Here is a 22,530-nt window from a genome sequence, read left to right as displayed (position 1 = left end):
TAAGCCTTACATAAACTTGGTAACATTCCGTGTTTTGAAGGTTCAGGGGCAGAGGCAGAATTTTATATGGGTTTGCAAGAAGGCTTGATACTGCTGGGTGCTGTAGTTTTTGTACTGGTGCTGCTCGATGCCCTACGCCGCAAGCGTGCTGCTCGTCGTCAGGCTGATGATGATTATGAAGACCCTGAAGAAGCCGAACGCCGTGCCCAAATTGCCCGTGAGCTGCCCGGAATACGGGATGAAGACGCCAGAAACTCTGCGGCTCAGCAAGAGCTTGACCCCCTCTTTGACAAGATCGAAGTTTTTGATGACGATCCTATTCCGGTACTGCGTAACAAACTCAGTCCTGCTGATGAGTCAATGCCGCAGGATCAACAGAATAAACACCAACAGCCGGCTTTTTCTGAAGTAGACACCGATGATGATCCTCAGGCTGAGAACGAATGGGCTGAAGCTGAAACCTCTCTGCATCATCAGCCCCGTCAAGAAGAGGATGAAGAACTGGCGTGGGAAAGAATGCGCCGCCAGTTTGAGCTGGACCCTGATTTTGTGGCTGAATCCAAGCGCTCCATGCAAGAACAGCAACGTGAGCTGCAGCGCTTGCAGGATCGTAAACAGCTGCACACTGAGCCTGATGCAGATGAACCCCAAGCCTTTGAATATGAAAACAACCTAGATGATCAATTTCAATCTTTGGACGACCTAGTCGATCTGGAACTGCCAGCAGGAATGCAATCAACCCACAGTACTGACCGGGCAGCGGCGCCAGCTGAAGAAACCCCTGCTTTAACCGCAGCAGAACTGGAAGCCTACCAGAGTGAAGATGATACTGAAGATCAGGAAAACCACTTGCGCGCAGCTTTTCTGATGAATGTGGAGAAAAGTGCCTGGGCAGTTGCTGAAGAGTTTTTGACCATCAATGTTCAGGCACCGGATGACAAACCCTTCCCCGGCTCTCATCTGAGAAAATTCATGGACATCATTGGGATGCGTTTGAGCTTGTCCGGTTTTTATCATTATGTGGAAGAAAAGAATGGTCAGTCCGTTCTTGGCTTTTCGTTGGTTAATATGTTTGCGCCGGGTTGTTTTGAAGATGAACAGATGAGTGACTTCAGCACGGCAGGTCTGGTGCTGGTGATGCCACTGCCCAATGCACGTCAGCCCATGGCCGTCTTTGAGCGAATGCTGGCAACAGCTCGAGTGATGGAAAAACACTGGGGTGCAGAACTGCAGGATGAACAACGCAGTAACCTGACCCAGCAGACGGTGGAACACTACCGCCAGCGCATCAAGGATTTTGAACACCAGACCCGCCTGAAAGCCAGAAAAGCAGGCAAGACCTGATTCAGCTGAATTTGAATCAGGCACTTTGACCTGCAGGATACCTGCCAGATGACTACCGCAACTGCTAATCAACGTATTCAGTCGCTGCGCCAGCAGCTGAACGAACACAACTACCGTTATTATGTGCTGGATGATCCCAGTGTGCCGGATGCTGAATACGACCGGCTGTTTCGTGAATTACAACAGTTAGAGAGTGAACATCCTGAGCTAATCTCTGCGGACTCCCCGACCCAGCGGGTGGGGGCCGAGCCACTGAAAGCCTTTCCATCTGTCACTCATCAAGTACCCATGTTGTCCTTGGGTAACGTCTTTGATGATGCAAGCCTACAAGCTTTTGTAAGCCGTGTGATGCGGGAGCTGGATGATCTGGGGCGGGCAGTGGATCAAGCAGAATTCTGCTGTGAACCCAAACTGGATGGTCTGGCCATCAGCCTGATTTATCAGAAGGGTCAGTTAGTGCAGGGTGTTACGCGGGGTGATGGACAAACGGGCGAAGGCATCACCGAAAACCTGAAAACTCTGCGCTCCATCCCCTTGCGCCTGCGCCGTGAAACACCCGATCAGCCCTTGCCAGCGCTGCTGGAAGTACGCGGTGAAGTGTATATGCCACGTGCTACTTTTGAAGCCATAAATGAACGGGCACGTCTGGCCGGTGAAAAAACCCTTGCCAATCCACGCAACGCCGCTGCCGGTAGTCTGCGTCAACTCGACCCACGTATCACCGCCACCCGCCCGCTGGAGTTCACCGCTTATCAAGTAGCGCAGATCAGTGAAGGTTTTGCCGCCGCCACCCACTGGCTGGCCATGCAACAGTTAAAAGGCTGGGGTTTTAAAATCAGCAGCCTGTTGAGTTGTGTGCAGGGTTATGCCGGATTAAAGAATTTCTGTGATAACTTGGCGGCTCAGCGTGATCAATTACCCTTTGATATTGATGGAGCAGTACTAAAAATCAATGATCTACGCCTGCAGGCCGAACTGGGTTTTCGTGCCCGTGAGCCGCGTTGGGCAACCGCTTTTAAATACCCGGCACAGGAACAAATCACCCAGCTGCTGGATGTGGAGTTTCAGGTGGGACGTACCGGTGCTGTCACCCCGGTGGCTCGGCTAGAGCCAGTGCAGGTAGCGGGTGTCACCGTATCCAACGCCACCCTGCACAATATGGATGAAGTGGCACGGCTGGGTGTACGCATCGGCGATAGTGTGATTGTGCGCCGCGCCGGTGATGTGATTCCGCAAATTGTCCGGGTGATTATTGAACAGCGTCCTGCGGATGCCAGAGAAGTTCAGGTGCCAGCAGCTTGCCCGGTATGTGGTTCCCATGTGGAGCGTGCCGAAGGTGAGGCGGTGTATCGCTGTACTGGTGGCCTGTATTGTGCCGCCCAGCGCAAGGAGGCGCTGAAACATTTTGCCAGTCGCAAGGCCATGGATATTGAAGGCCTAGGTGACAAACTGATTGAGCAGCTGGTGGATGCTGAGCGGGTAAAAAGCCCCGCTGATCTTTATCGCCTGGAGCTGGAGCCACTGGCCGCGCTGGAGCGCATGGCTGAAAAATCAGCATCCAATTTGCTGCAAGCTTTACAAACCAGCAAACAAACCACCCTGGCGCGTTTTATTTATGCACTGGGCATCCGTGAAGTCGGTGAAGCCACCGCAGCCAACCTAGCCCGCTATTTTGGCACCCTGGATGCCCTGATGAAAGCCAGCAAAGAAGAGCTGCTGGATGTGGATGACATCGGCCCAATAGTCGCGCAGCATATCCGCGCCTTTTTTGCTGAGCCCCATAACTTGGAAACCATACAGGATTTGCTGGATCAGGGCATTGCTTGGCCAGAAGCCGAGCGCCGCCGCGAAGACCTGCCGCTAACCGGCCAGACCTGGGTGCTGACCGGCAGTCTGGACAGCCTGACCCGCGATCAGGCCAAAGAGCGGCTGGAGGCGCTGGGAGCCAAGGTTTCTGGCAGTGTCTCAAAAAAGACCAGCCGTGTGGTGGCGGGTGCTGCCGCCGGTTCGAAACTGACTAAAGCGGAATCACTGGGTGTGGCGGTGCTGGATGAAGCGGGTTTACTGCAGTGCTTGTCTGAACTGGAATAGCTACTGCAACTTGTTACACTGTTCATCTCATATTTGCCCCTGCTCGTTTTAAAGGTAACTTTCTGCTATGCACCAACGTTTTGTGGAAATCCCGTCTTCGCTGCTGGAAGCAACCACGCTGGATGCCCTGCTGGAGGTGTTTGTCACCCGTCAGGGTTATGACACCACCAGTGAAGAGGGTATCCAGAACTGGACAACTCAACTGAAACAACAGTTGCAGCGTGGTGAACTGGTGATTCTGCATGATATCGAAACAGAAACTACCGAGGTGATGGTTCTGCAGCAGGCCAAAAGCTTTCTGCAAGCTCTGAATTAAGGCCGGTATCAACAGCCTGATGCCGGCCTGAATGTTGATACCTTCCGCGTGGTTTATTTTGAATGCCGCTCTGGCCTGTTACAGCTTCTGGTCGACCCGCTCAGTACCTTGCAACATACGCCTGCAGGCAAATAATCATCAGTCGTTCATTTTGGTAACGGCTGGTGCTGTGGCATAATGCGCAGCCTGTTTCCCTTCTTATTTTTTCTGTTCATCCAATTGAGTAAATTCCCTTGCTGACCACGGCCAACATCACCATGCAGTTTGGCGCCAAGCCACTGTTTGAAAACGTCTCTGTCAAATTCGGTAACGGCAACCGTTACGGCCTGATCGGAGCTAATGGCTCCGGTAAGTCCACTTTTATGAAAATCCTCGGTGGTGATTTGGAACCATCGGCCGGTAATGTGTCCAAGGAGCCAAACGAGCGCCTGGGTAAGCTACGGCAGGATCAGTTTGCTTACGAGCAATACAGTGTCATCGACACGGTGATCATGGGGCACGAAGAACTCTGGACGATCAAAGCCGAGCGTGATGCCATCTATTCCAAAGCAGAAATGACTGAAGAAGACGGCATTCGTGCCGGTGAACTGGAAGGTGAATTTGCCGAGCTGGATGGTTATACCGCTGAATCCCGTGCCGGTGAGTTGTTGATTGGTGTGGGTATTCCAGTAGAGCAGCACTACGGCCCGATGAGTGAAATTGCCCCCGGTTTTAAGCTGCGGGTACTGCTGGCTCAGGCACTGTTTTCTGATCCGGAAATTCTGCTACTGGACGAACCGACCAACAACCTGGATATCAACACCATTCGCTGGTTGGAAGGTGTGCTGAACCAGCGCAATTGCACCATGGTGATTATTTCGCACGACCGCCATTTCCTGAATAGTGTCTGCACCCACATGGCTGACCTGGATTATGGCGAACTGCGCCTGTACCACGGCAACTATGACGAATACATGCTGGCCTCCACCCAGGCACGCGAGCAGATGCAGGCGGATAACGCCAAGAAAAAAGCCCAGATTGCGGATCTGAAGGCCTTTGTCAGCCGCTTCTCGGCCAACGCTTCGAAATCCAAGCAGGCCACCTCCCGTGCCAAACAGATCGACAAAATCCAGCTGGCCGAGATCAAACCCTCCAGCCGTCAGAACCCGTTTATTCGTTTTGAGCAGGACAAAAAACTGCACCGTACCGCGCTGGAAGTGGAAGGTCTGTCCAAATCCTTCGACGAAGAACTCTTTCGCGGTTTTAACCTGCAGGTCAATGTGGGTGAGCGTATTGCCATCATCGGCCCCAATGGTATTGGTAAATCCACGCTGCTGAAATGCCTGGTGGGAGATCTGGAACCCAGCAGCGGCAAGGTGAAGTGGTCAGAGAATGCCAACATCGGTTATTACGCTCAGGATCATGCTCACGAGTTTGAGCAGAATAAACCCCTGTATGACTGGATGGCTTACTGGGGGCAGGAAAAAGACGACGAGCAGGTGATTCGTGGCACGCTGGGGCGTTTGCTATTTTCCCAGAAAGACATCGACAAGTCCGTAAAAGTGATCTCTGGCGGTGAGCAGGGACGCATGCTGTTTGGCAAACTGATGCTGCAGCGTCCCAATATTCTGGTGATGGATGAACCCACCAACCACCTGGATATGGAGTCCATCGAATCACTGAACCTGGCGCTGGAAAACTATGCCGGTACCCTGCTGTTTGTCAGCCACGACCGTGAGTTTGTTTCCACGCTGGCAACCCGCATCATTGAGTTGACACCGACCGGCATTGTCGACTTTAACGGCAACTATGAGGACTACCTGCGCAGCCAGGAAAGCAACTGAAATTACGCCATTACTTGACTAAAATACGCGGTCTTTGCATAATCAGTGCACCTACCTTTATTAAGGGAAATTTTTTTCATGCGACTGACTACCAAAGGCCGCTACGCGGTCACGGCCATGCTGGATCTTGCGCTAAATGCACGCAAGGGTCCGGTTTCTCTGGCTGATATTTCCAGCCGACAGGAAATTTCCTTGTCTTATCTGGAGCAGCTATTTGCCAGACTGCGCCGCAACGAACTGGTCACCAGTGTCCGTGGCCCGGGTGGTGGTTATCAGCTGGCACGTGACAGCTCGGAAATTTTTATTGCCCAGGTGATTGATGCTGTGAATGAGTCGGTGGATGCCACCCGCTGCCGTGGTAAGGGTGATTGCCGTCAGGGTCATACCTGCCTGACTCATCACCTGTGGTGCCAGCTTTCTGATCAGATTCACCAGTTTCTTAATGGCATCAGCCTGGCTGAGCTGGTGGAAAAAGAGGAAGGCCTGAAGGCTAAACTGGAAAAAAACACCAGCCAGCCGCTCCAGAGTCCATCGAATTTTTCTGAAAAAATTCACCTTTCTGCTGTTTAACTCCTAGGCTCGATTGTGTAATGAACCCCTTGATTTATCTGGATTATGCAGCCACCACACCGGCAGCCCCTGAAGTCGCCGCGCTGATGTCTGAATACCTGACGCTGGATGGCTGTTTTGCCAATCCGGCTTCACGTTCACATCTGGCAGGCTGGCAGGCGGAACAAGCGGTTGAAAAAGCCCGGCGTCAGGTGGCGGGCTTGCTTAACGCCGACCTGCGCGAAATGGTCTGGACTTCCGGCGCCACTGAAGCCAATAACCTGGCCTTGATTGGTGCTGCACGTGCCAATCCGGACAAGGGGCGGCATATCATCACCTCGGCACTGGAACACAAGGCGGTGCTGGATACTTGCAGCTGGCTGGAAGCTCAGGGTTATAAGATTACCCGTTTGCAACCCGATGCCCAAGGCTGTATCCGTGTGGAACAGGTCGCTGAAGCGCTGACACCCAATACCCTTATGGTGTCACTGATGCTGGTCAACAATGAGCTGGGCTGTGTAAATCCAGTAGCCCAGGTGGGTGAATTACTAAAAGATCACACAGCACTTTTTCATGTCGATGCTGCCCAAGCCGCCGGTAAACTGCCAATTAATGTTCATGAGTTGCAGGTGGATCTACTGTCAATCAGCGCCCACAAGTTTTATGGCCCCAAGGGTGTGGGTGCACTGTATGTGCGCCGCCAGCCTGCGGTACATCTGCAGGCTATCATTCACGGCGGTGGCCATGAACGTGGCATGCGCTCCGGCACCCTGCCGACCCATCAGTTAGTGGGCATGGGGCTGGCTGCTGAAATGGCACAAGCTAGTTTGCAGGCTGACCGGGAACACATCACCCGCTGCCGCGAGCAATTTTTGCAGCAGCTGAACCCGGATTTTTATCAGCAGCATGCGGCCAGATCAGACAACTGGCCGGGCATCCTTAATCTGGGTTTCCCCGGTATTGAGGCGGAAACGCTGATTATGGCGCTTCCAGAACTTGCCGTTTCCACCGGATCAGCATGCAACTCTGCCAGCCTTGACCCGTCTTATGTATTAACTGCACTGGGACTGGAGCGTGAACTGGCACTTAGTTCCATCCGCTTCAGCTTCGGGCGTTACCTAACTCAGGATCAAGCCAGAAGCGCTGGACAACAACTGAATCAGGCGCTTGAGCGTCTGAAGATGCAAGACTAAAGAGGTAAACCATCATGTCCGTTTCCATTTCTGCCGCTGCCGCTGAACACATCACCCGCTGCCTTAAAGATCGCGGCGAGGGTGAAGGTTTGCGTGTGAAAATAAAACCCAGTGGTTGTTCCGGTTTTTCTTATGTGCTGGATTTTGCCGATCGTATTGAAGCCAATGATGCGGTTTTTGAGCAGCATGGTGTGAAGGTGATTGTGGATCAGGACAGTCTGCCAATGATGGATGGCACGGAGGTGGATTATGTCAAAGACGGTCTGAACCGTTATTTCCGCTTTAACAACCCCCGTGTGAAAGACGAGTGTGGTTGTGGAGAAAGCTTCAGCGTATAATTACGCCGAAAGTTTAATCCACATTTTTTATAACCCCTCTCACTGGAGATTTACATGGCTGTTGAGCGTACACTGTCCATCATTAAGCCCGATGCTGTTGCCAAAAATGTTATTGGCGAAATTCTGTCGCGCTTTGAAAAAGCAGGCCTGCAGATTGTCGCCGCCAAAATGCAACACCTGAGCCGTGAACAGGCAGAAGGTTTTTACGCCGAACACAAAGAGCGTCCTTTTTTCAAAGACCTGGTTGCTTTCATGACCTCCGGTCCAGTTGTTGTACAGGTGCTGGAAGGTGAAGGCGCGGTATTAAAAAACCGTGATCTGATGGGTGCCACCAACCCTAAAGAAGCCGCTGCAGGCACTATCCGTGCTGACTTTGCCAGCTCTATTGATGCCAATGCAGTGCACGGTTCTGATGCAACCACTTCGGCAGCTCGTGAGATTGCCTATTTCTTCGGTGACAACGAAATCTGCCCACGCGGTTGATCCGTTTTTACCGAAAATCAGAAGGGCAGACCAGCGTCTGCCCTTTTGTTGCTTTTAACAGCTGCTTGTAACGCCGACCTTTTTTAGCCAGACTTCACCCTTTTGGTAACCAGGCAATCACCATGACGTGCTTCGATTCCACCAGCTCAACATCAGAAAAAATCAACCTGCTGGGCAAAACCCTGCCGCAGCTAGAGGAGTTTTTTGTTGTGCAACTGGGCGAAAAAAAATTCCGCGCTGCCCAGATCATGAAATGGATGCACCACCGTTGTGCTGATTCGTTTGAACAAATGACCGACCTCAGTAAAGTGCTGCGGGAAAAACTCAACGCCTGTGCTGAAATCCGCCCACCCAAGGTGGTGCTGGAAGACATTTCCTCTGACGGTACACGTAAATGGGTACTGGAAGTGGGTAATGGCAGCCATGTTGAAGCGGTACTCATTCCGGTTGGAGACAATCGCCGCACTCTTTGTGTTTCTTCACAGGTGGGCTGTTCACTGGATTGTTCTTTCTGCTCCACCGGCAAGCAGGGGTTTCAGCGCAACCTCACTCCTGCTGAAATTATCGGACAGGTGTGGGTGGCGCAAAAATCCTTCGGCCCCCGCAAGGACAGTAGTAATCGTCCGGTCACCAATGTGGTGATGATGGGGATGGGTGAACCACTGATGAATTATCAACCAGCAGTGGATGCCATGCGCATCATGCTGGATGACAATGGATACGGCCTGTCCAAACGCCGTGTCACCCTCTCTACCTCCGGGCTGGTACCCCAGCTGGATCAATTGGGCGACGATATTGATGTCTCACTGGCCATCTCTTTACATGCGCCCAATGATGAACTGCGCAACCAACTGGTGCCCATCAATCGTAAATACCCAATTCAGGAACTGCTGGATGCCTGCAAGCGTTATCTAAAAAAATGCGGTGACTCCCGTGAGATTACTGTTGAATACACCCTGATGGCCGGAATCAACGACCAACAGCAGCATGCACTGGAACTGGCAGCACTGTTAAAACAACTGCCCTGCAAGATCAACCTGATTCCGTTTAACCCTTTTCCGGACTCAGGCTACGAACGCCCATCGCGTAATCAGGTGATGCGTTTTCAGAGCTGGTTACACGAACAGGGTTACTCAGCACCGATACGCACCACCCGTGGTGAAGATATAGACGCAGCCTGTGGTCAGCTGGTTGGCAGGGTGCAGGATAAAACCCGTCGCAGTGCCCGTTATGCGGATCAGAACCGTATTGCCGCCACCCAGCTGGATCTGCCACCATCCAATTAAGGAGTCATGTGATGTCAAAATTGATTCCCTTGTTGTTGCTGATCCTGCTGACTGGTTGCGCCACAACACCACCCTGGGAACAAACCGATCCTGACAAACAGGCTCTGGCTTATGCCAACCGGGGTATGGGTTACCTTGAATTTGATCAACCGATACGAGCCATGCAGGATTTTCAGTTGGCACTGGACTTGCGACCTCGCCATGCCAGAGCCCTGCACGGCATGGCTTTAAGCCTGCAGGAGCAGGGTGAAAACCAGCTTGCAGATGACTACTTTAAAAAAACTTTACAAGCAGACCCACATAAAACTGCTGCCAGAAACAACTATGCCGCTTTTTTATTCAGCCAAAGCCGTTATGATGAGGCACGGACTGAGCTGAAAAAAGCCAGTGAAGACATCCGTTACCCCAATCGTTCGATGATTTTTGAGAATCTGGGGTATGTTGAGCTGCAATTAAATCAACAAAGTGCTGCCACTGATCACTTTCAACGCGCCGTGGAACTTAATCGCAGCGCTGTGAATTCACACCGGGAATTATTGATGCTGCGCCTGGATCAGGGACAACTCAACCGGGCAGAGCAACACTGGCACTTTCTGCGTAGTGCAGGTGTCAGAGACGAACCCACACTTAGAGCCGCACTTGATCTGGCTCAAAAAACCGGTAATCAACCAGAGCAGCGGTATATTGAAGACCTTTTAAAGACTTCAGCCAACCATAACCAGGAACCTGCAAACTGAGGATTCCAGAGATCATGACAGACCAGCAACAAGAAAATCAGCAGCACCCGGATGGCGATAACGCCCACCAGGTTAACTGCAGTCGTCCCGGCGAGCTTCTGAAAAAAGCACGTGAAGCCAAAGGCCTCTCCAAAGAAGAAGTGGCACTAAAACTGAATTTTCTACCGGCTTATGTAACAGCACTGGAAAATGAACAATTTGAGCCGCTACACAGCACTACCTTTGTAAAGGGTTACCTACGCGCCTATGCACGTTTTCTTGGCATTGATGCCGAAGAAGTGCTGCGTTGTTTTCATGCTCATTATCCCGAGATGCAAGAACAGGAAAAAAACCGCCCGGTACAGAGTCTGAAACCGGAAAAGAACACCAGTAGTCTGCTGTTTAAACTCTTTAGTGTGCTGGTGGTGCTGGCGTTGATCAGCATTATTATTATCTGGTGGCAAAGCCGCAGTGTTGAAAATCTACCGGGAGTTTCCAGTCAGGAAGTCAAGGTAGAGACACTGGACGGGCAAACCATCATTGCCCCACTGGAGCAGCCGGAAGCAGCTAATTCAGAAACTGAAACTCAGCTCAGTGATGAAACGCCTATTGAGGCAGCTGATGCACCACAACAGCAACCAGCAGAACCTGAATCCACTCCACCGCCAGCAGTCGTCAGGCAGCGGGCCTCTCCCGCCACACCGGCATTACCTCCAGTTGTTTCGGTACGCAACCTTGAGTCAGGTACAGATGTTGCATCAACAACCTTAGGTAATGATCGTCTGGTTGCACTCAGCTTCAGTGGTGATTGCTGGGTGGAAGTACGCGACCAGACTGATCGTATCCTGCACGCCAGTCTGATGCGTGAAGGTGAAGCCATCGTGCTGGAAGGGCAACCCCCTTTCCGCATGGTATTTGGTTACGGCCATGTAGCATCCGTTTATTACCGGGGTGCAGCCTATGACTTCACCTCACGCATTCGTCCCAATGGCTATGCTTCCATCAGTATTGATTAACCCGTATTGATTAACTCCTCACGCTATCCGGTACACATCATGCAGCACACCTCCCCGATTCAACGTCGCAAGTCCCGCCAGATTCGTGTCGGCTCCGTTCTGGTGGGTGGTGATGCACCCATCAGTGTTCAGAGCATGACCAACACAGAAACCTGTGATGTGGATGCCACGGTTGCCCAGATACGTCGCATGGAAAAGGCCGGAGTGGATTTGGTGCGGGTATCCGTACCCAGCATGGAAGCCGCAGAAGCCTTTGGTAAAATTCGTCAGCTGGTACAAACACCGCTGATTGCCGATATTCATTTTGATCACAAAATTGCCCTGCGGGTGGCGGAACTGGGTGTGGATTGTTTACGCATCAACCCCGGCAACATCGGCAATGAAGCCCGAGTGCGTGAAGTTGTTGCAGCCGCACGGGATAAAGGTATTTCAATTCGTATCGGTGTAAACGCCGGTTCACTGGAAAAAGACCTACAAAAAAAATACGGCGAGCCAACCCCTGCCGCTCTGGTGGAATCTGCCTTGCGCCATGCCAGCTACCTGGATCGCCTGGACTTTCAGGAATACAAAATCAGTGTTAAGGCTTCGGATGTGTTTATGGCTGTTGCTGCTTATCGTCAGCTGGCCAGCGAGGTGGAACAACCTCTGCATCTGGGTATCACCGAAGCCGGTGGCCTGCGTTCCGGCACGGTTAAGTCAGCGGTGGGTCTGGGTATCCTGCTGATGGAAGGCATAGGTGACACCCTGCGTGTTTCACTGGCAGCTGATCCGGTGGAAGAAGTAAAAGTCGGTTTTGATCTGTTAAAAAGTCTGCGCTTACGCAGCAAAGGCATCAACTTTATTGCCTGCCCCAGTTGTTCACGTCAGAACTTTGATGTAGTCGCCACCATGAACGAACTCGAAAATCGTGTGGAAGACCTGCTGACCCCGCTGGATGTGGCAGTAATCGGTTGTGTGGTGAATGGTCCCGGCGAAGCCCGTGAGGCGGATCTTGGTCTGACTGGCGGCTCACCCCAACACCTGATTTACATCGACGGCAAACCGGCCAGTAAAACTGTCAGTGACGGCCTAGTGGATCACCTTGAGCAATTGATCCGTGAAAAAGCCGCTGAAAAACAAGCCGCCCTGGATCAACTGATTCTGCGCGGTTAAAGACTCGATTTTATTATTTTCAAGATCATCACAGGAAAATCATCAGTGTCCAAGAAGATTCAAGCCATACGCGGTATGAACGATCTGCTCCCCGATGTCAGCCCCCGCTGGCAGTTTCTGGAAGGCAAGGTACGCCAGCTGCTGTCTCGTTATGGCTACCGCGAAATCCGTATGCCGATTGTTGAGCAAACCGCTCTGTTTAAACGCTCCATTGGTGAAGTCACGGATATTGTCGAAAAAGAGATGTACACCTTTGAAGACCGCAACGGTGATAGCCTCACCCTGCGCCCGGAAGGTACCGCCGGTTGTGTGCGGGCGGCTGAACAACATGGCCTGCTGTTTAATCAGCAACAGCGTCTCTGGTATCAAGGACCGATGTTTCGCCACGAACGTCCGCAAAAAGGACGTTACCGCCAGTTTCACCAAATCGGTGTGGAAACCTTTGGTCTTAACGGCCCCGACATTGATGCTGAATTAATTCTGCTGTCGGCACGTTTATGGCGTGATCTGGGGATTCTTGATCATCTAACACTGGAACTGAACACACTGGGCAGCTCTGCCGCCCGTGCTGAATACCGCAGTGCACTGACCGCTTATCTGGAAAGCTTTAAAAGTGAACTGGATGAAGACAGCCAGCGTCGCCTGAGCACCAACCCGCTGCGCATTCTGGATTCCAAGGATACCCGCACCCGCGAAATTCTGCAGGATGCTCCTTCTTTTGAGCAGTATCTGGATGAAGAGAGTCGGCAACATTTTGCCGGTCTTTGCCAGTTTCTGGATGCCGCTGGCATCACCTATACCCTTAATCCGCGACTGGTCAGAGGGCTGGACTACTACGGCAAGACTGTATTTGAGTGGACTACCACTGCATTAGGCTCTCAAGGCACGGTTTGTGCAGGTGGTCGTTATGATGCACTGGTCGAGCAACTGGGTGGCAAGGCAACACCCGCTGTTGGTTTTGCCATGGGTGTGGAACGCCTGGTGCTGTTACTGGAGACTCTGGCGGTTTTTCCAGCAGAACTGGAACAACAGCTGGATGTTTACATGGCGGCTTCCGGTGAAGGTGCTGATCGTTATGCACTGCTGCTGGCTGAACGCCTGCGCAGTGAACAACCAGAGCTGCGAATCCTGACCCATTGTGGTGGTGGCAGTTTTAAACAGCAGATCAAACGAGCTGATAAATCCGGTGCTGCCCTGGCGGTATTACTGGGTGAAGATGAAATGGCGCGGGGTGTCGCTTCAGTAAAATACCTGCGCGAAAACAAAGAACAAAGCGAAGTGGCATTGAGTGATCTGGCAGGTTTCCTGCATCAACATTTGCAAAGCTGCTGAGCTCAGTTAAGATAGCCCTCATTTTGCATTGATAAACTTCAGGATAAATCCGTTATGCGTAGTGAAGAAGAGCAACTTGAATCCCTGAAAGAGTGGTGGAGTAAAAACGGAAAATCCATGATTGCCGGTGTTGTCATCGCTCTCGCTGGTGTGGGTGGATGGAAAGCCTGGGAAGGTCATCAGGTCAACCAAGCTGAGTCTGCCTCCCAGCTGTACACCGATCTGACCCAGATTGTTATGAATGGTACGGGTGACAGCCGTGAGCAGCAGGCTGATGAATTGATTCGTCGCCTCACCACGGACTTCAGCAAGAGCATTTATTCAGATTACGCCCGCCTGTTTGCCGCTCGTCTGGCGGTGGAACGTGATCAATTGGATCAGGCTCAGACTCATCTGCGCTCTGCTCTGGAATCCACCCGTGTAGAAGCCATTGAGCTGGTTGCCCGCCTGCGTCTGGCGCGTATCCTGAACTCTCTGGATCAGGTTGATGAAGCCCTGGTATTACTGGAAGTACCCAACAGTGGTGGCTTCACTGCAGAAATCCAGTCACTGCGTGGTGATCTGCTGATGTCCAAAGGTGATGCTCTGCAAGCCCGTGAAGCTTATCAGCGTGCACTGGATGCCAGCCGTGCGGCAGGTGAATCTGCACCACTGGTGGAAATGAAGCTGGATAATCTGGCTGCCCACGGGGACGCCTGATGCATCAAACCTTGTTTAAAGGGATCACTGCGACCCTGCTGGCGGTATTGCTGGCAGGTTGCAGTAGCCTGCCGGAACCCCAGTACCCACCAGCCCCCTTACCATCACATTCAGGTGAAGCTCGACTGCACAGTGTCTGGCAGGATCACTCGGGTTATGGTGAGCGTTGGAGAGGTTATCAGCTGTTGCCTGCCCTGCAAGGCAAGTATCTGATTGCTGCTGATGCACAGGGACAGGTTCAGGCGTTTGATCTAACCCGCAGCGGTTTTCTGCGCTCCGATCTGCTCTGGTCAAAAGACCTTGGAGTTGGTGTCAGCTCAGGTATAACCCTGCACAACACAACTTTGTATATCACCACTCAGAACGGTGATTTGCTGGCTCTTGATTTAAACACCGGCAATGAACTCTGGCGTGAGCGCCTGTCCAGTGAAGCCCTTAGCCCTGCCCAGATTCACAATGAACTGCTGGTGGTGCATACCGCTGACGGTAAACTGACTGGATTTCAGCGCGAAACCGGACGGCAGTTGTGGTTACATGACAGCCTGATCCCGGCATTAACCCTGCGCGGTACCGCCACACCAACGGTCACCAGCCTGCAAACCTTTGCCGGTTTTGCCAATGGCAAGGTTGTCGCTGTAGATAACCGTACCGGACAAGCCCGTTGGGAAGCTCGTGTTGCTCAGCCTCAGGGACGTACCGATATTGAGCGTCTGGTTGATGTAAACGGTCAGCCGCGTCTTGCTGAAGGACAACTGATAGCCAACTCTTATCAGGGTCAGACTCATGCGCTCGACCCTTTTACCGGTCGCAGCCGCTGGAGCCGCGATTTATCCAGTTATCATGCACCGGTCATCCATGACAGAAAGGTATTTGTAGTGGATGAAGCCAGCCGCATTCATGCGCTGGATCTGTTCAGTGGCAACAGCCTCTGGATGCAAGATGCACTTTTTGGCCGCGAACTGACAGAGCCTGTTCTGTTATCCGGCACACTGGTGGTTGCTGATTTTCAAGGCTACCTCCATCTGCTTAATCCGGAAACAGGTGAACTGACAGGCCGTCGCAACTTTGACCTGGATGGTATCCGGGCAACGCCAGTGGTTAATGAAGATCGACTGCTGGTGCACTCCATACGCGGCCGCCTTGGGCTGTTTACCCTGAAGAAATAAACATCATGACTCCTGTTATTGCCCTGGTGGGCCGACCCAATGTCGGCAAATCCACGCTTTTTAATCGTTTGACCCGCAGCCGTGATGCACTGGTTGCCGACTTTCCTGGCCTGACCCGTGATCGCCAGTATGGTGAAGGCAAGGTGGATGGACGTCCTTACATTGTCATCGACACTGGTGGTATCAGTGGGGATGAAGAAGGTATTGATGCTGAAATGGCACGCCAGTCACTGCGCGCCATAGATGAAGCGGATCTGGTGCTGTTTATTGTTGATGCCCGTTCCGGCATGACCGCTGCGGATGAAATGATTGCCCAGTACCTGCGTGTTAACAACAAAAAAGCCCATCTGGTGGTTAACAAAACCGATGGACTGGATGCTCACGCCTTCAGTGCCGAGTTTTATGCATTGGGTATGAACACCGAACCCTGGATGATTGCTGCCGTTCACAACCGGGGGGTTAGTACCATGATCACCCGGCTGCTGGATGAGTTGCTGGGGCCAATGCCGGAACCTGTTTCCACAGAACCTGTATGGGGTGAAGTCGACCTGCTCAGTGTTGAAGAACAGGATGTTGAACTGGAGCAGGAATCCAAAAAACACGCCGCACGCCAGCTGAAATTTGGCATCATTGGTCGCCCCAATGTGGGTAAATCCACCTTGGTGAACCGTATCCTGGGTGAAGAACGCGTTATTGTATTTGACCAGCCCGGCACTACGCGTGATGCGATCACCATCCCTTTTGAGCGTAACGGCAAGCCTTATACGCTGGTCGATACTGCGGGTATTCGCCGCCGCAAGAATGTCACGGAAATAGCAGAAAAATTCTCCATCGTCAAAACCCTGCAATCCATCAAGGAATGTAACGTGGCGGTGATGGTGATTGATGGTCGCACTGGACTGGTGGATCAGGATCTGCACCTGCTGAACTTTGTACTGGAGTCCGGTCGGGCACTGGTACTGGCCGTTAACAAGTGGGATCACCTGGATCAGGAATCCCGCGACAAGATCAAAAAAGACGTCAGCCGTCGTCTGGAATTTGTGGATTATGCCGATGTGCACTACATCTCTGCCTTACACGGCACGGGGGTGGGTGAGTTATTCCGCTCGGTTGAAAAAGCCTACAAGTCCTGCACCAGTCACTGGACAACCAATCGCCTGACTACCCTGCTGCAGGATGTGGTCAGTGAACACCAGCCACCGATGGTGAATGGTCGTCGTATCAAACTGCGTTATGCCCACCAGGGTGGTTTGAACCCGCCGATCATTGTGGTGCACGGTAACCAGACCGATGCCCTGCCCACCAGCTACAAGCGTTACCTGATGAATACCTTCCGCAAGATTTTGAAGGTCACCGGCACCCCGCTGCGCTTTGAATTCCGCAGTGGCGACAACCCCTACGCACCGGAAGAAAAAACCGATCGTGAAGCGGCCAAGGCTCGTCAGCTCAAGCTCACCAAAGATGCCCGCACCGAGCGTAAGCGTCGCCGCAAATAAACACCCATCGGTTTAGTCCGAGATAAAAGCCTGCCCCTGGGGCAGGCTTTTTAAAATAATCACATCCCGCCCCAGATGAACCTGCTGCAGTTGCCAGTGTTTTGCCAGCCAGTCAAAGCAGGTTTCGCTGAAAAAGGTAATGTGGGTTGGATCCATCAGGTAATGCCATTGACTGAAAGCGGCCAGATCACGCGGTCGCTGGGTCATGATGCCCAGCAGTCCACCCGGTTTAAGGCAGCGCAACAGCTGATCCAGCACCTGTGCCGGTTGAGCCAGATGCTCAAACACCTCGGTGCTGGTGATAAAATCATACTGCTGCTGCAACAGCTCAGGATAATGAGCAAAATAGAGATCATAGTTGTGGCAGTTAAAACCTGCCTCAGCAAACATCAACGACAGGGTTGGGCCAGGGCCGCAACCAAAATCCAGCCCCTGTATATTGGCAGGTGCTTTACCGCTCGCCTTCAACAGGTTTTGCATCGGCTCAAACATCCGCCCGAGAAAACAACGATAGCCTGCATCTGCCGGATTGTTTTCATGTTGTTGATACACTGCCTGCTCTGCGGCGGTATCCAAATGAAAGTGGTCAGGCACAAACACCAGGTCACACACTGCACAACGGTGATATTCCCGGCCGATCAGCGGTTTACGTGTTTGGGCATGCCATAAATCGGTGTGCTCTGAATAACACAGGGGACAAACTGACAAGCTAAGCACCTTCTCTTTCGGCAAAAGCGCAAGCGTAACAAGTCGAGGATACAAGCGCGAGTTCAGCGGCGATAAAAAACCAGCGGTTAACCTTCGCCAATGAACCTGATTTTGTCACTTAACGGTTGTGCAGGTTCTGTCATTCAGCAGAAGTCTCTGCACTGACGAGCTATACACTGCCCTTCATCAAGCTGCAACAATCCCCTGTCAGGCTTCTGGTGTGTCACCCCAACCTAGCCAAGGAGTCTGACCATGATGCTGAACAACCCTTTATTTTCCAATGAAATGCTGAAGCCCCTGCTGACTCAGAGCCATGAGTGGATGAGTCCGGCACGTCGTATTAACAGCCTGCTGGTGGATAAACTGGCTGTGATGACGGATACCCAGTTAAAAGCACTGGAAGGTTACAGCCTGATTGGGCTGGAGCAGTTAAAAAAAGCTGCCGATGTGAAGGATAGTGAGTCTGCCCATCACTATAGTCTGTCACAGGCTGAGTTCTTTTCTGAGCTGAGCAAAAAAGCTCTGGCTGATGCCCAGCAACTGGCAGAGATGAATCAGCAGCTCAAGCAGGATATTGAAAAAGAGCTGAGCCAATTGCCTCACTGATTTATATTGCCGGATGGTGTCTGGTGGTTTTACTACACACCAGACCCACCTCAGCAACAAACAGTGATACATCGTCATCAAAATAACTGCTGCCACAAAAATTCTGCAGGTCTTCAATAATCCGACGTAACAACCCTGAGCCAGAATCCCCCTGCAGCACTTGTAATAACCTCAGTTCACCCCAGACACCACCCGCAGCATTACGCTGATCCGTCAGGCCATCACTGAATCCCAGCAATCGCCCAGTTGCAGGCAACTGGCAAGACTGCAATTGTGGTTCCGGTTGCGCCATAATCCCCAGCGCCATATTGCCCGATTCAAATCGCCGCACACACTCACCGGTTGGACCCAGCAGCAACACGGGTGGCATGGCTCCATTCCAGACAGTCAGGCTTTTGGCAGCCGAATGAATCTCGGTCAGGGTGGCTGCCACAAACCGATTGGCAGGTAACTGCTGGTGCAACGTCTGGTTAATGGATTTGACCAACTGATCCAGCGGCATTCCGGCATCAACTCCTTCACGAAAAGCACTGGCCGCTGGCATCAAGGTTAGGGTGGCCGACAAACCATGTCCACTGGCATCGGCATGAAAAATCAGCAAACGTCCATCGGGAGAATAACGCGCCAATACCAGATCACCACTAAAGGCGGTGGTGTAATGCATATAACGCTGAAAGCCATACACCTGATCACTACCACGCCCCAGCAGGTGGTTGTATAACAAATCCGCTGCACGTTCTTCTTCCTCCTGCAGCGACTCGGCAAGTTGTTGCAAACGGCTTTGACTGCCACTCACCAGTTCGTGCAGCTTCTGACGCAGATCGGTTGTTTTGATCATTACTGTGACTCCTGTCCGAAGGCTCTAATCAAAATAAAGATTAGGGTTTTGCCATGACAGACAGATGAATGACCACTGTCAGCAATTCATCACATTCCCGTTGTTTTTCTGTCACCTGTTGCAGGCAGCCTAGGCGCTGTAACAGGTACTGACTCGGAAAGCTGACAGGAGTGACGTGTATGTCTCAGTTGATGCAAGGAAAAAAGATTTTGGTGATCGGCATTGCCAATGACAAAAGCATTGCCTGGGAGTGTGCCAGGAAATTGCACGAGCAGGGCGCTGTGAATCACGGTGTATGTATTCACGGCTAAAACCCCGCACTAAAACTGTTTTAGGAGGCACTATGAATATCCAGCAACCAAGCCTGACAAGCAAAATTGAAACCAGTCGTAAAAGCCTGATTGCCATCATGCACACTGACCCGTTTGGCATGCTGCAATACATCGGCCCGGAGTTTGTACAACTGGCACAACGACCGGCAGAAAAGTTTCTCGAATGCCATCTGGCACATCTGATTTCTCGTCAGGTGCCCCGTGTAATCACGGATGCGCTTTACCTGAACATGAGCCAGGGCAAAAGTTTTTCCGGTTTTTTTCTGCTGAAAAATGACAGTGATACACCCTGCTGGGCTTTTATTTCCATTACACCAGAATATGAGCAGGAACAACTGACTGGTTTTTGCCTGATCTGTCGTTATGTTCCTGTAGCAATCAGACAGAAAATCCAGCCTCTTTATCAGCAACTTCTAATGCTGGAAAACAACGGCGGTACTCTAGCCAGTCACTTTCACATTCAAAGTTGGATGGCCCAAAAAGGACAGGATTTATCTCAGGTGATGCGTCGCATTTTCCAGGAGAAAAACCATGAGTTACTCACTGCCTGACACCATAAAACTCAGAACCATCCGCCTGCTACTGGTCTCTTTGCTGTTGGGTGGTATTAGCCTGCTGCTGGTGATAAGCGGGCAGCCCCTCTGGGCTCTTTTGCCTCTAGCGGCATTGTTGTTCTGCCTGCTGTTATTACTGCAGGTGATTCGTCACCTCTGGCAAACCCTGCAGGACTTCAGCGAAACCCTGCACCAGTGCCGCCGAGGCAATCTTGCCCCCAGAGCAAAACACGAACAGCACCACCATGAGATTGGTTATCTGGCCAGTCAGTTAAATGGTTTTCTGGATCTGATGGAAGCCACGCTGGAAGACTTGCGTCTCGAAGCAACCCAGCATCAAAAATCCGATCTTGAATAGAGTAAAAATGAAAACTTATCTCTCTGACAACACCCCGGATATTGCCCAATCACAGATCAAGGAGCCGCCACTGAGTGAGCTGCAGAGTTTGTTACTGCAAAAACGCCTGCTGGCGGTGTATCAGCCGTTGATCAACCTGACCGAAAAACGCATTTATGCCTGGGAAGCACTGACCCGTGGCCCGCTGGAAAGCCACCTGCATCACCCACTGGAGCTGTTCCGAGTAGCGCGGGAAGAAGGTTTGCTGGTTCCTCTGGAAAACCTCAGCCGGGAAAAAGCGTTGGAAGGATTTTCACAACAACAACTACTTGGCAAGTTGTTCATCAACGTTTCACCGGATGTACTCACCCAGCCGGATCATGAACCCGGTCAAACACTGGATCGAGTACGGCGAGCGGGGTTACAGCCGCACCAACTGGTGATTGAACTGACCGAACAACAGCCCACCCACGATTTTGAATTGATGCGTAAAGCCATCGGTCATTACCGCGACATGGGCTTTCAGATTGCACTGGATGATCTGGGTACCGGTTATTCCGGGCTGCGCCTCTGGTCAGAATTACGACCTGATTACGTCAAAGTGGACCGGCACTTTGTACATCGTTTACACAAGGACAAGGTGAAACAGGATTTCCTGCGCTTTATCCACAATATTGCCAAATCTCTGGGCACAGAAGTGATTGCAGAAGGTGTGGAAACCCGTGCTGAACTGGAGATGTTGCAAGAGCTGGGTATTGAACTGGTGCAGGGGTTTTATTTCTCCCGCCCTCAGTCACGTCCGGCTATCCAGATTGCCAGTGAACTGCTGGAGCCATCAAAAAGCCCGGCACCGATTTTTGAGCAACACCAAGAACAGGCTGGTAGTCTGTTATGTGAGGTTCGCAGTATCCAGCCGGATTTAAGTGTGGCCGAAGCTGTGGAAATCTTCCGCCAGGATGAAGAGCTGTTTTCCTTGCCGGTGGTGGATAACCGCAACCAACCGGTTGGACTGCTATTGCGCCACCAGTTGATGTCCACCCTGCTGCGACCCTTCGGACAAGAACTGAATTACCGTAAGCCGGTCAGCCAGCTGATGCATGACCAACCCCTGATCATGGATGCCTGCCGCAGCCTGGAAGAAATCAGCCAACGCATTACCGAACGCAACCGCGAACACCTGGATGATGATTTTATTATCACTCGCCAAGGAGAATATCAAGGCATCGGTCAGGTGGTGGATTTACTGCGCACCATGACTGAATTAAAAGTGCGTAATGCCCGTCAGGCCAATCCGCTGACCCTGCTGCCGGGCAACGGTCCGATTCAGGAAACCCTGGATCACTGGTTAAAAGAGCAACAACCACTACTGGTGTGTTATCTGGATCTGGATAACTTCAAGGTCTTTAACGATACCTATGGTTATGCCTTGGGTGATGAACTGTTAAAAAGCCTGGCCACCAGCCTGAAAAAATACCTGCACCCGCATGATGATTTTATTGGCCACATAGGTGGTGATGACTTTGTTGCCATCTGTCGTAGTCCAGACTGGCAAGAGCGTATGTTAAAAGTGCTGCACGACTTCTCCCGCCACTCACTGGAGTTTTACAGCGAGGTGGATCGTGCAGCTGGGGGCATTTATGCGGATGACCGTTTTGGGGTTCGTCGTTTCTTTTCTTTTGTTGGAGTATCCATTGCAGCACTGGAAGCTCCAGTCAACGGTTTAATGACTGCTCACATGCTGGCTGCAGATGTTTCCCACCTGAAACACTTTGCCAAACAGGTAGAAGGCTCCAGTCTGGTACTGCAACGTGGAGAAACACAACAAATCCTCTGGCCGAGTGATGAAGCCCTGGCAGGCTTCCAGTAAATTCGCCATGTTATGACTGCAAGGTGTATGCTTGATGTTTTATAGCCGCTTTTACAGGAGATAACACATGACTCAGCTGCCACGCTTGCAGGGTGTCACCCCGGATGGACAAGTCATTGATCTGCCGGATCTGACCGAAATCCAGATCAACTGGGATCAGGGATTACCTGCCACCTTGCTGATCAACCCCGAACACCTGAAAGGCAACAGTCTGTCCATAGAAGTCGGCAGCCAGGAAGATGAAAACGATCATATTGAAGAGTTTGGTGTGCTGGTACTGCGCCCCGG

At 51.8% G+C, this 22,530-nt stretch carries 24 protein-coding genes; 22 read left to right on the top strand and 2 right to left on the bottom strand.

Features of this window, described 5'->3' with window-relative positions:
- Positions 1–66 precede the first annotated feature (66 nt).
- The 16 genes from IBX50_RS00980 (at position 67) to der (ending at position 17,000) form a co-directional block, all read left to right on the top strand.
- Positions 67–1,344: a cell division protein ZipA C-terminal FtsZ-binding domain-containing protein gene (locus tag IBX50_RS00980; protein ID WP_292252645.1), complete on the top strand. Its 1,278-nt coding sequence runs from the start codon at positions 67–69 to the stop codon at positions 1,342–1,344.
- Between the two features lie 48 nt (positions 1,345–1,392).
- Positions 1,393–3,435: an NAD-dependent DNA ligase LigA gene (gene ligA, locus IBX50_RS00975; RefSeq protein WP_292252644.1), complete on the top strand. Its 2,043-nt coding sequence runs from the start codon at positions 1,393–1,395 to the stop codon at positions 3,433–3,435.
- Positions 3,436–3,502: 67 nt separating this feature from the next.
- On the top strand, positions 3,503–3,751 hold the full coding sequence (locus IBX50_RS00970) for a YheU family protein (RefSeq protein ID WP_292252643.1): 249 nt from the start codon (positions 3,503–3,505) through the stop codon (positions 3,749–3,751).
- A 233-nt stretch (positions 3,752–3,984) separates the two neighbouring features.
- Positions 3,985–5,574 (top strand): ABC-F family ATPase, encoded by a 1,590-nt coding sequence (locus IBX50_RS00965; protein WP_292252642.1) that lies wholly within the window; start codon positions 3,985–3,987, stop codon positions 5,572–5,574.
- A 78-nt stretch (positions 5,575–5,652) separates the two neighbouring features.
- Positions 5,653–6,144 carry a Fe-S cluster assembly transcriptional regulator IscR gene (gene iscR, locus IBX50_RS00960; RefSeq protein ID WP_292252635.1) on the top strand — a complete coding sequence of 164 codons (492 nt, stop codon included), beginning with the start codon at positions 5,653–5,655 and terminating at the stop codon, positions 6,142–6,144.
- Positions 6,145–6,164: 20 nt separating this feature from the next.
- Entirely contained in the window at positions 6,165–7,316 is a 1,152-nt protein-coding gene (locus tag IBX50_RS00955; protein WP_292252634.1) for an aminotransferase class V-fold PLP-dependent enzyme, read from the top strand.
- Positions 7,317–7,330: 14 nt separating this feature from the next.
- Positions 7,331–7,654, top strand: coding sequence for an iron-sulfur cluster assembly accessory protein (locus tag IBX50_RS00950; protein WP_292252633.1), 324 nt, complete (start codon positions 7,331–7,333; stop codon positions 7,652–7,654).
- Between the two features lie 54 nt (positions 7,655–7,708).
- Positions 7,709–8,137, top strand: a complete 429-nt coding sequence (ndk, locus tag IBX50_RS00945) for a nucleoside-diphosphate kinase (RefSeq protein WP_292252631.1) — start codon at positions 7,709–7,711, stop codon at positions 8,135–8,137.
- Positions 8,138–8,259: 122 nt separating this feature from the next.
- Positions 8,260–9,423: a 23S rRNA (adenine(2503)-C(2))-methyltransferase RlmN gene (gene rlmN / locus IBX50_RS00940; protein WP_292252629.1), complete on the top strand. Its 1,164-nt coding sequence runs from the start codon at positions 8,260–8,262 to the stop codon at positions 9,421–9,423.
- 11 nt (positions 9,424–9,434) lie between these two features.
- Positions 9,435–10,160, top strand: coding sequence for a tetratricopeptide repeat protein (locus tag IBX50_RS00935; protein ID WP_292252627.1), 726 nt, complete (start codon positions 9,435–9,437; stop codon positions 10,158–10,160).
- 14 nt (positions 10,161–10,174) lie between these two features.
- The gene (locus IBX50_RS00930) at positions 10,175–11,155 is read left to right on the top strand and encodes a RodZ domain-containing protein (RefSeq protein ID WP_292252626.1); all 981 of its coding nucleotides are present in this window, start codon (positions 10,175–10,177) and stop codon (positions 11,153–11,155) included.
- 39 nt (positions 11,156–11,194) lie between these two features.
- The gene (gene ispG, locus IBX50_RS00925) at positions 11,195–12,307 is read left to right on the top strand and encodes a flavodoxin-dependent (E)-4-hydroxy-3-methylbut-2-enyl-diphosphate synthase (protein ID WP_292252623.1); all 1,113 of its coding nucleotides are present in this window, start codon (positions 11,195–11,197) and stop codon (positions 12,305–12,307) included.
- 45 nt (positions 12,308–12,352) lie between these two features.
- Entirely contained in the window at positions 12,353–13,639 is a 1,287-nt protein-coding gene (gene hisS / locus IBX50_RS00920; RefSeq protein ID WP_292252621.1) for a histidine--tRNA ligase, read from the top strand.
- Between the two features lie 54 nt (positions 13,640–13,693).
- Positions 13,694–14,338 carry a tetratricopeptide repeat protein gene (locus IBX50_RS00915; RefSeq protein ID WP_292252620.1) on the top strand — a complete coding sequence of 215 codons (645 nt, stop codon included), beginning with the start codon at positions 13,694–13,696 and terminating at the stop codon, positions 14,336–14,338.
- Positions 14,338–15,504 carry an outer membrane protein assembly factor BamB gene (bamB, locus tag IBX50_RS00910; protein ID WP_292252619.1) on the top strand — a complete coding sequence of 389 codons (1,167 nt, stop codon included), beginning with the start codon at positions 14,338–14,340 and terminating at the stop codon, positions 15,502–15,504. Before IBX50_RS00915 ends, bamB begins: the two co-directional genes overlap by 1 nt.
- Positions 15,505–15,509: 5 nt before the next feature.
- Complete coding sequence (gene der / locus IBX50_RS00905) at positions 15,510–17,000, top strand: ribosome biogenesis GTPase Der (protein ID WP_292252618.1); 1,491 nt, start codon at positions 15,510–15,512, stop codon at positions 16,998–17,000.
- Between the two features lie 12 nt (positions 17,001–17,012).
- Here der and IBX50_RS00900 read toward each other — a convergent pair whose 3' ends face one another.
- A complete protein-coding gene (locus tag IBX50_RS00900; protein ID WP_292252617.1) occupies positions 17,013–17,717 on the bottom strand; it encodes a class I SAM-dependent methyltransferase in 705 nt (234 codons plus the stop codon).
- 243 nt (positions 17,718–17,960) lie between these two features.
- Between IBX50_RS00900 and IBX50_RS00895 the strand changes: the two genes are divergently transcribed.
- Entirely contained in the window at positions 17,961–18,314 is a 354-nt protein-coding gene (locus IBX50_RS00895; RefSeq protein WP_292252616.1) for a phasin family protein, read from the top strand.
- Position 18,315: 1 nt separating this feature from the next.
- On the opposite strand, the gene IBX50_RS00890 is transcribed toward IBX50_RS00895, so the two are convergent.
- Positions 18,316–19,152 carry a PP2C family protein-serine/threonine phosphatase gene (locus IBX50_RS00890; RefSeq protein ID WP_292252614.1) on the bottom strand — a complete coding sequence of 279 codons (837 nt, stop codon included), beginning with the start codon at positions 19,150–19,152 and terminating at the stop codon, positions 18,316–18,318.
- Positions 19,153–19,331: 179 nt separating this feature from the next.
- Between IBX50_RS00890 and IBX50_RS00885 the strand changes: the two genes are divergently transcribed.
- From IBX50_RS00885 to IBX50_RS00865, 5 genes are all read left to right on the top strand, one after another.
- On the top strand, positions 19,332–19,463 hold the full coding sequence (locus IBX50_RS00885; RefSeq protein WP_292252613.1) for a hypothetical protein: 132 nt from the start codon (positions 19,332–19,334) through the stop codon (positions 19,461–19,463).
- 32 nt (positions 19,464–19,495) lie between these two features.
- Positions 19,496–20,035 carry a hypothetical protein gene (locus tag IBX50_RS00880; RefSeq protein WP_292252612.1) on the top strand — a complete coding sequence of 180 codons (540 nt, stop codon included), beginning with the start codon at positions 19,496–19,498 and terminating at the stop codon, positions 20,033–20,035.
- Positions 20,016–20,396, top strand: a complete 381-nt coding sequence (locus IBX50_RS00875) for a hypothetical protein (RefSeq protein ID WP_292252611.1) — start codon at positions 20,016–20,018, stop codon at positions 20,394–20,396. Before IBX50_RS00880 ends, IBX50_RS00875 begins: the two co-directional genes overlap by 20 nt.
- 7 nt (positions 20,397–20,403) lie before the next feature.
- The gene (locus IBX50_RS00870) at positions 20,404–22,242 is read left to right on the top strand and encodes a GGDEF domain-containing protein (protein ID WP_292252610.1); all 1,839 of its coding nucleotides are present in this window, start codon (positions 20,404–20,406) and stop codon (positions 22,240–22,242) included.
- Positions 22,243–22,309: 67 nt separating this feature from the next.
- Positions 22,310–22,530, top strand: a 221-nt coding sequence (locus IBX50_RS00865) for a hypothetical protein (protein ID WP_292252609.1), incomplete at its 3' end; no start/stop codon positions are given.

The sequence above is a fragment of the Marinospirillum sp. genome (assembly GCF_014859565.1).
The sequence above is the reverse complement of the archived record's forward strand: the minus strand, read 5'-3'. Positions and strand labels throughout refer to the sequence as shown.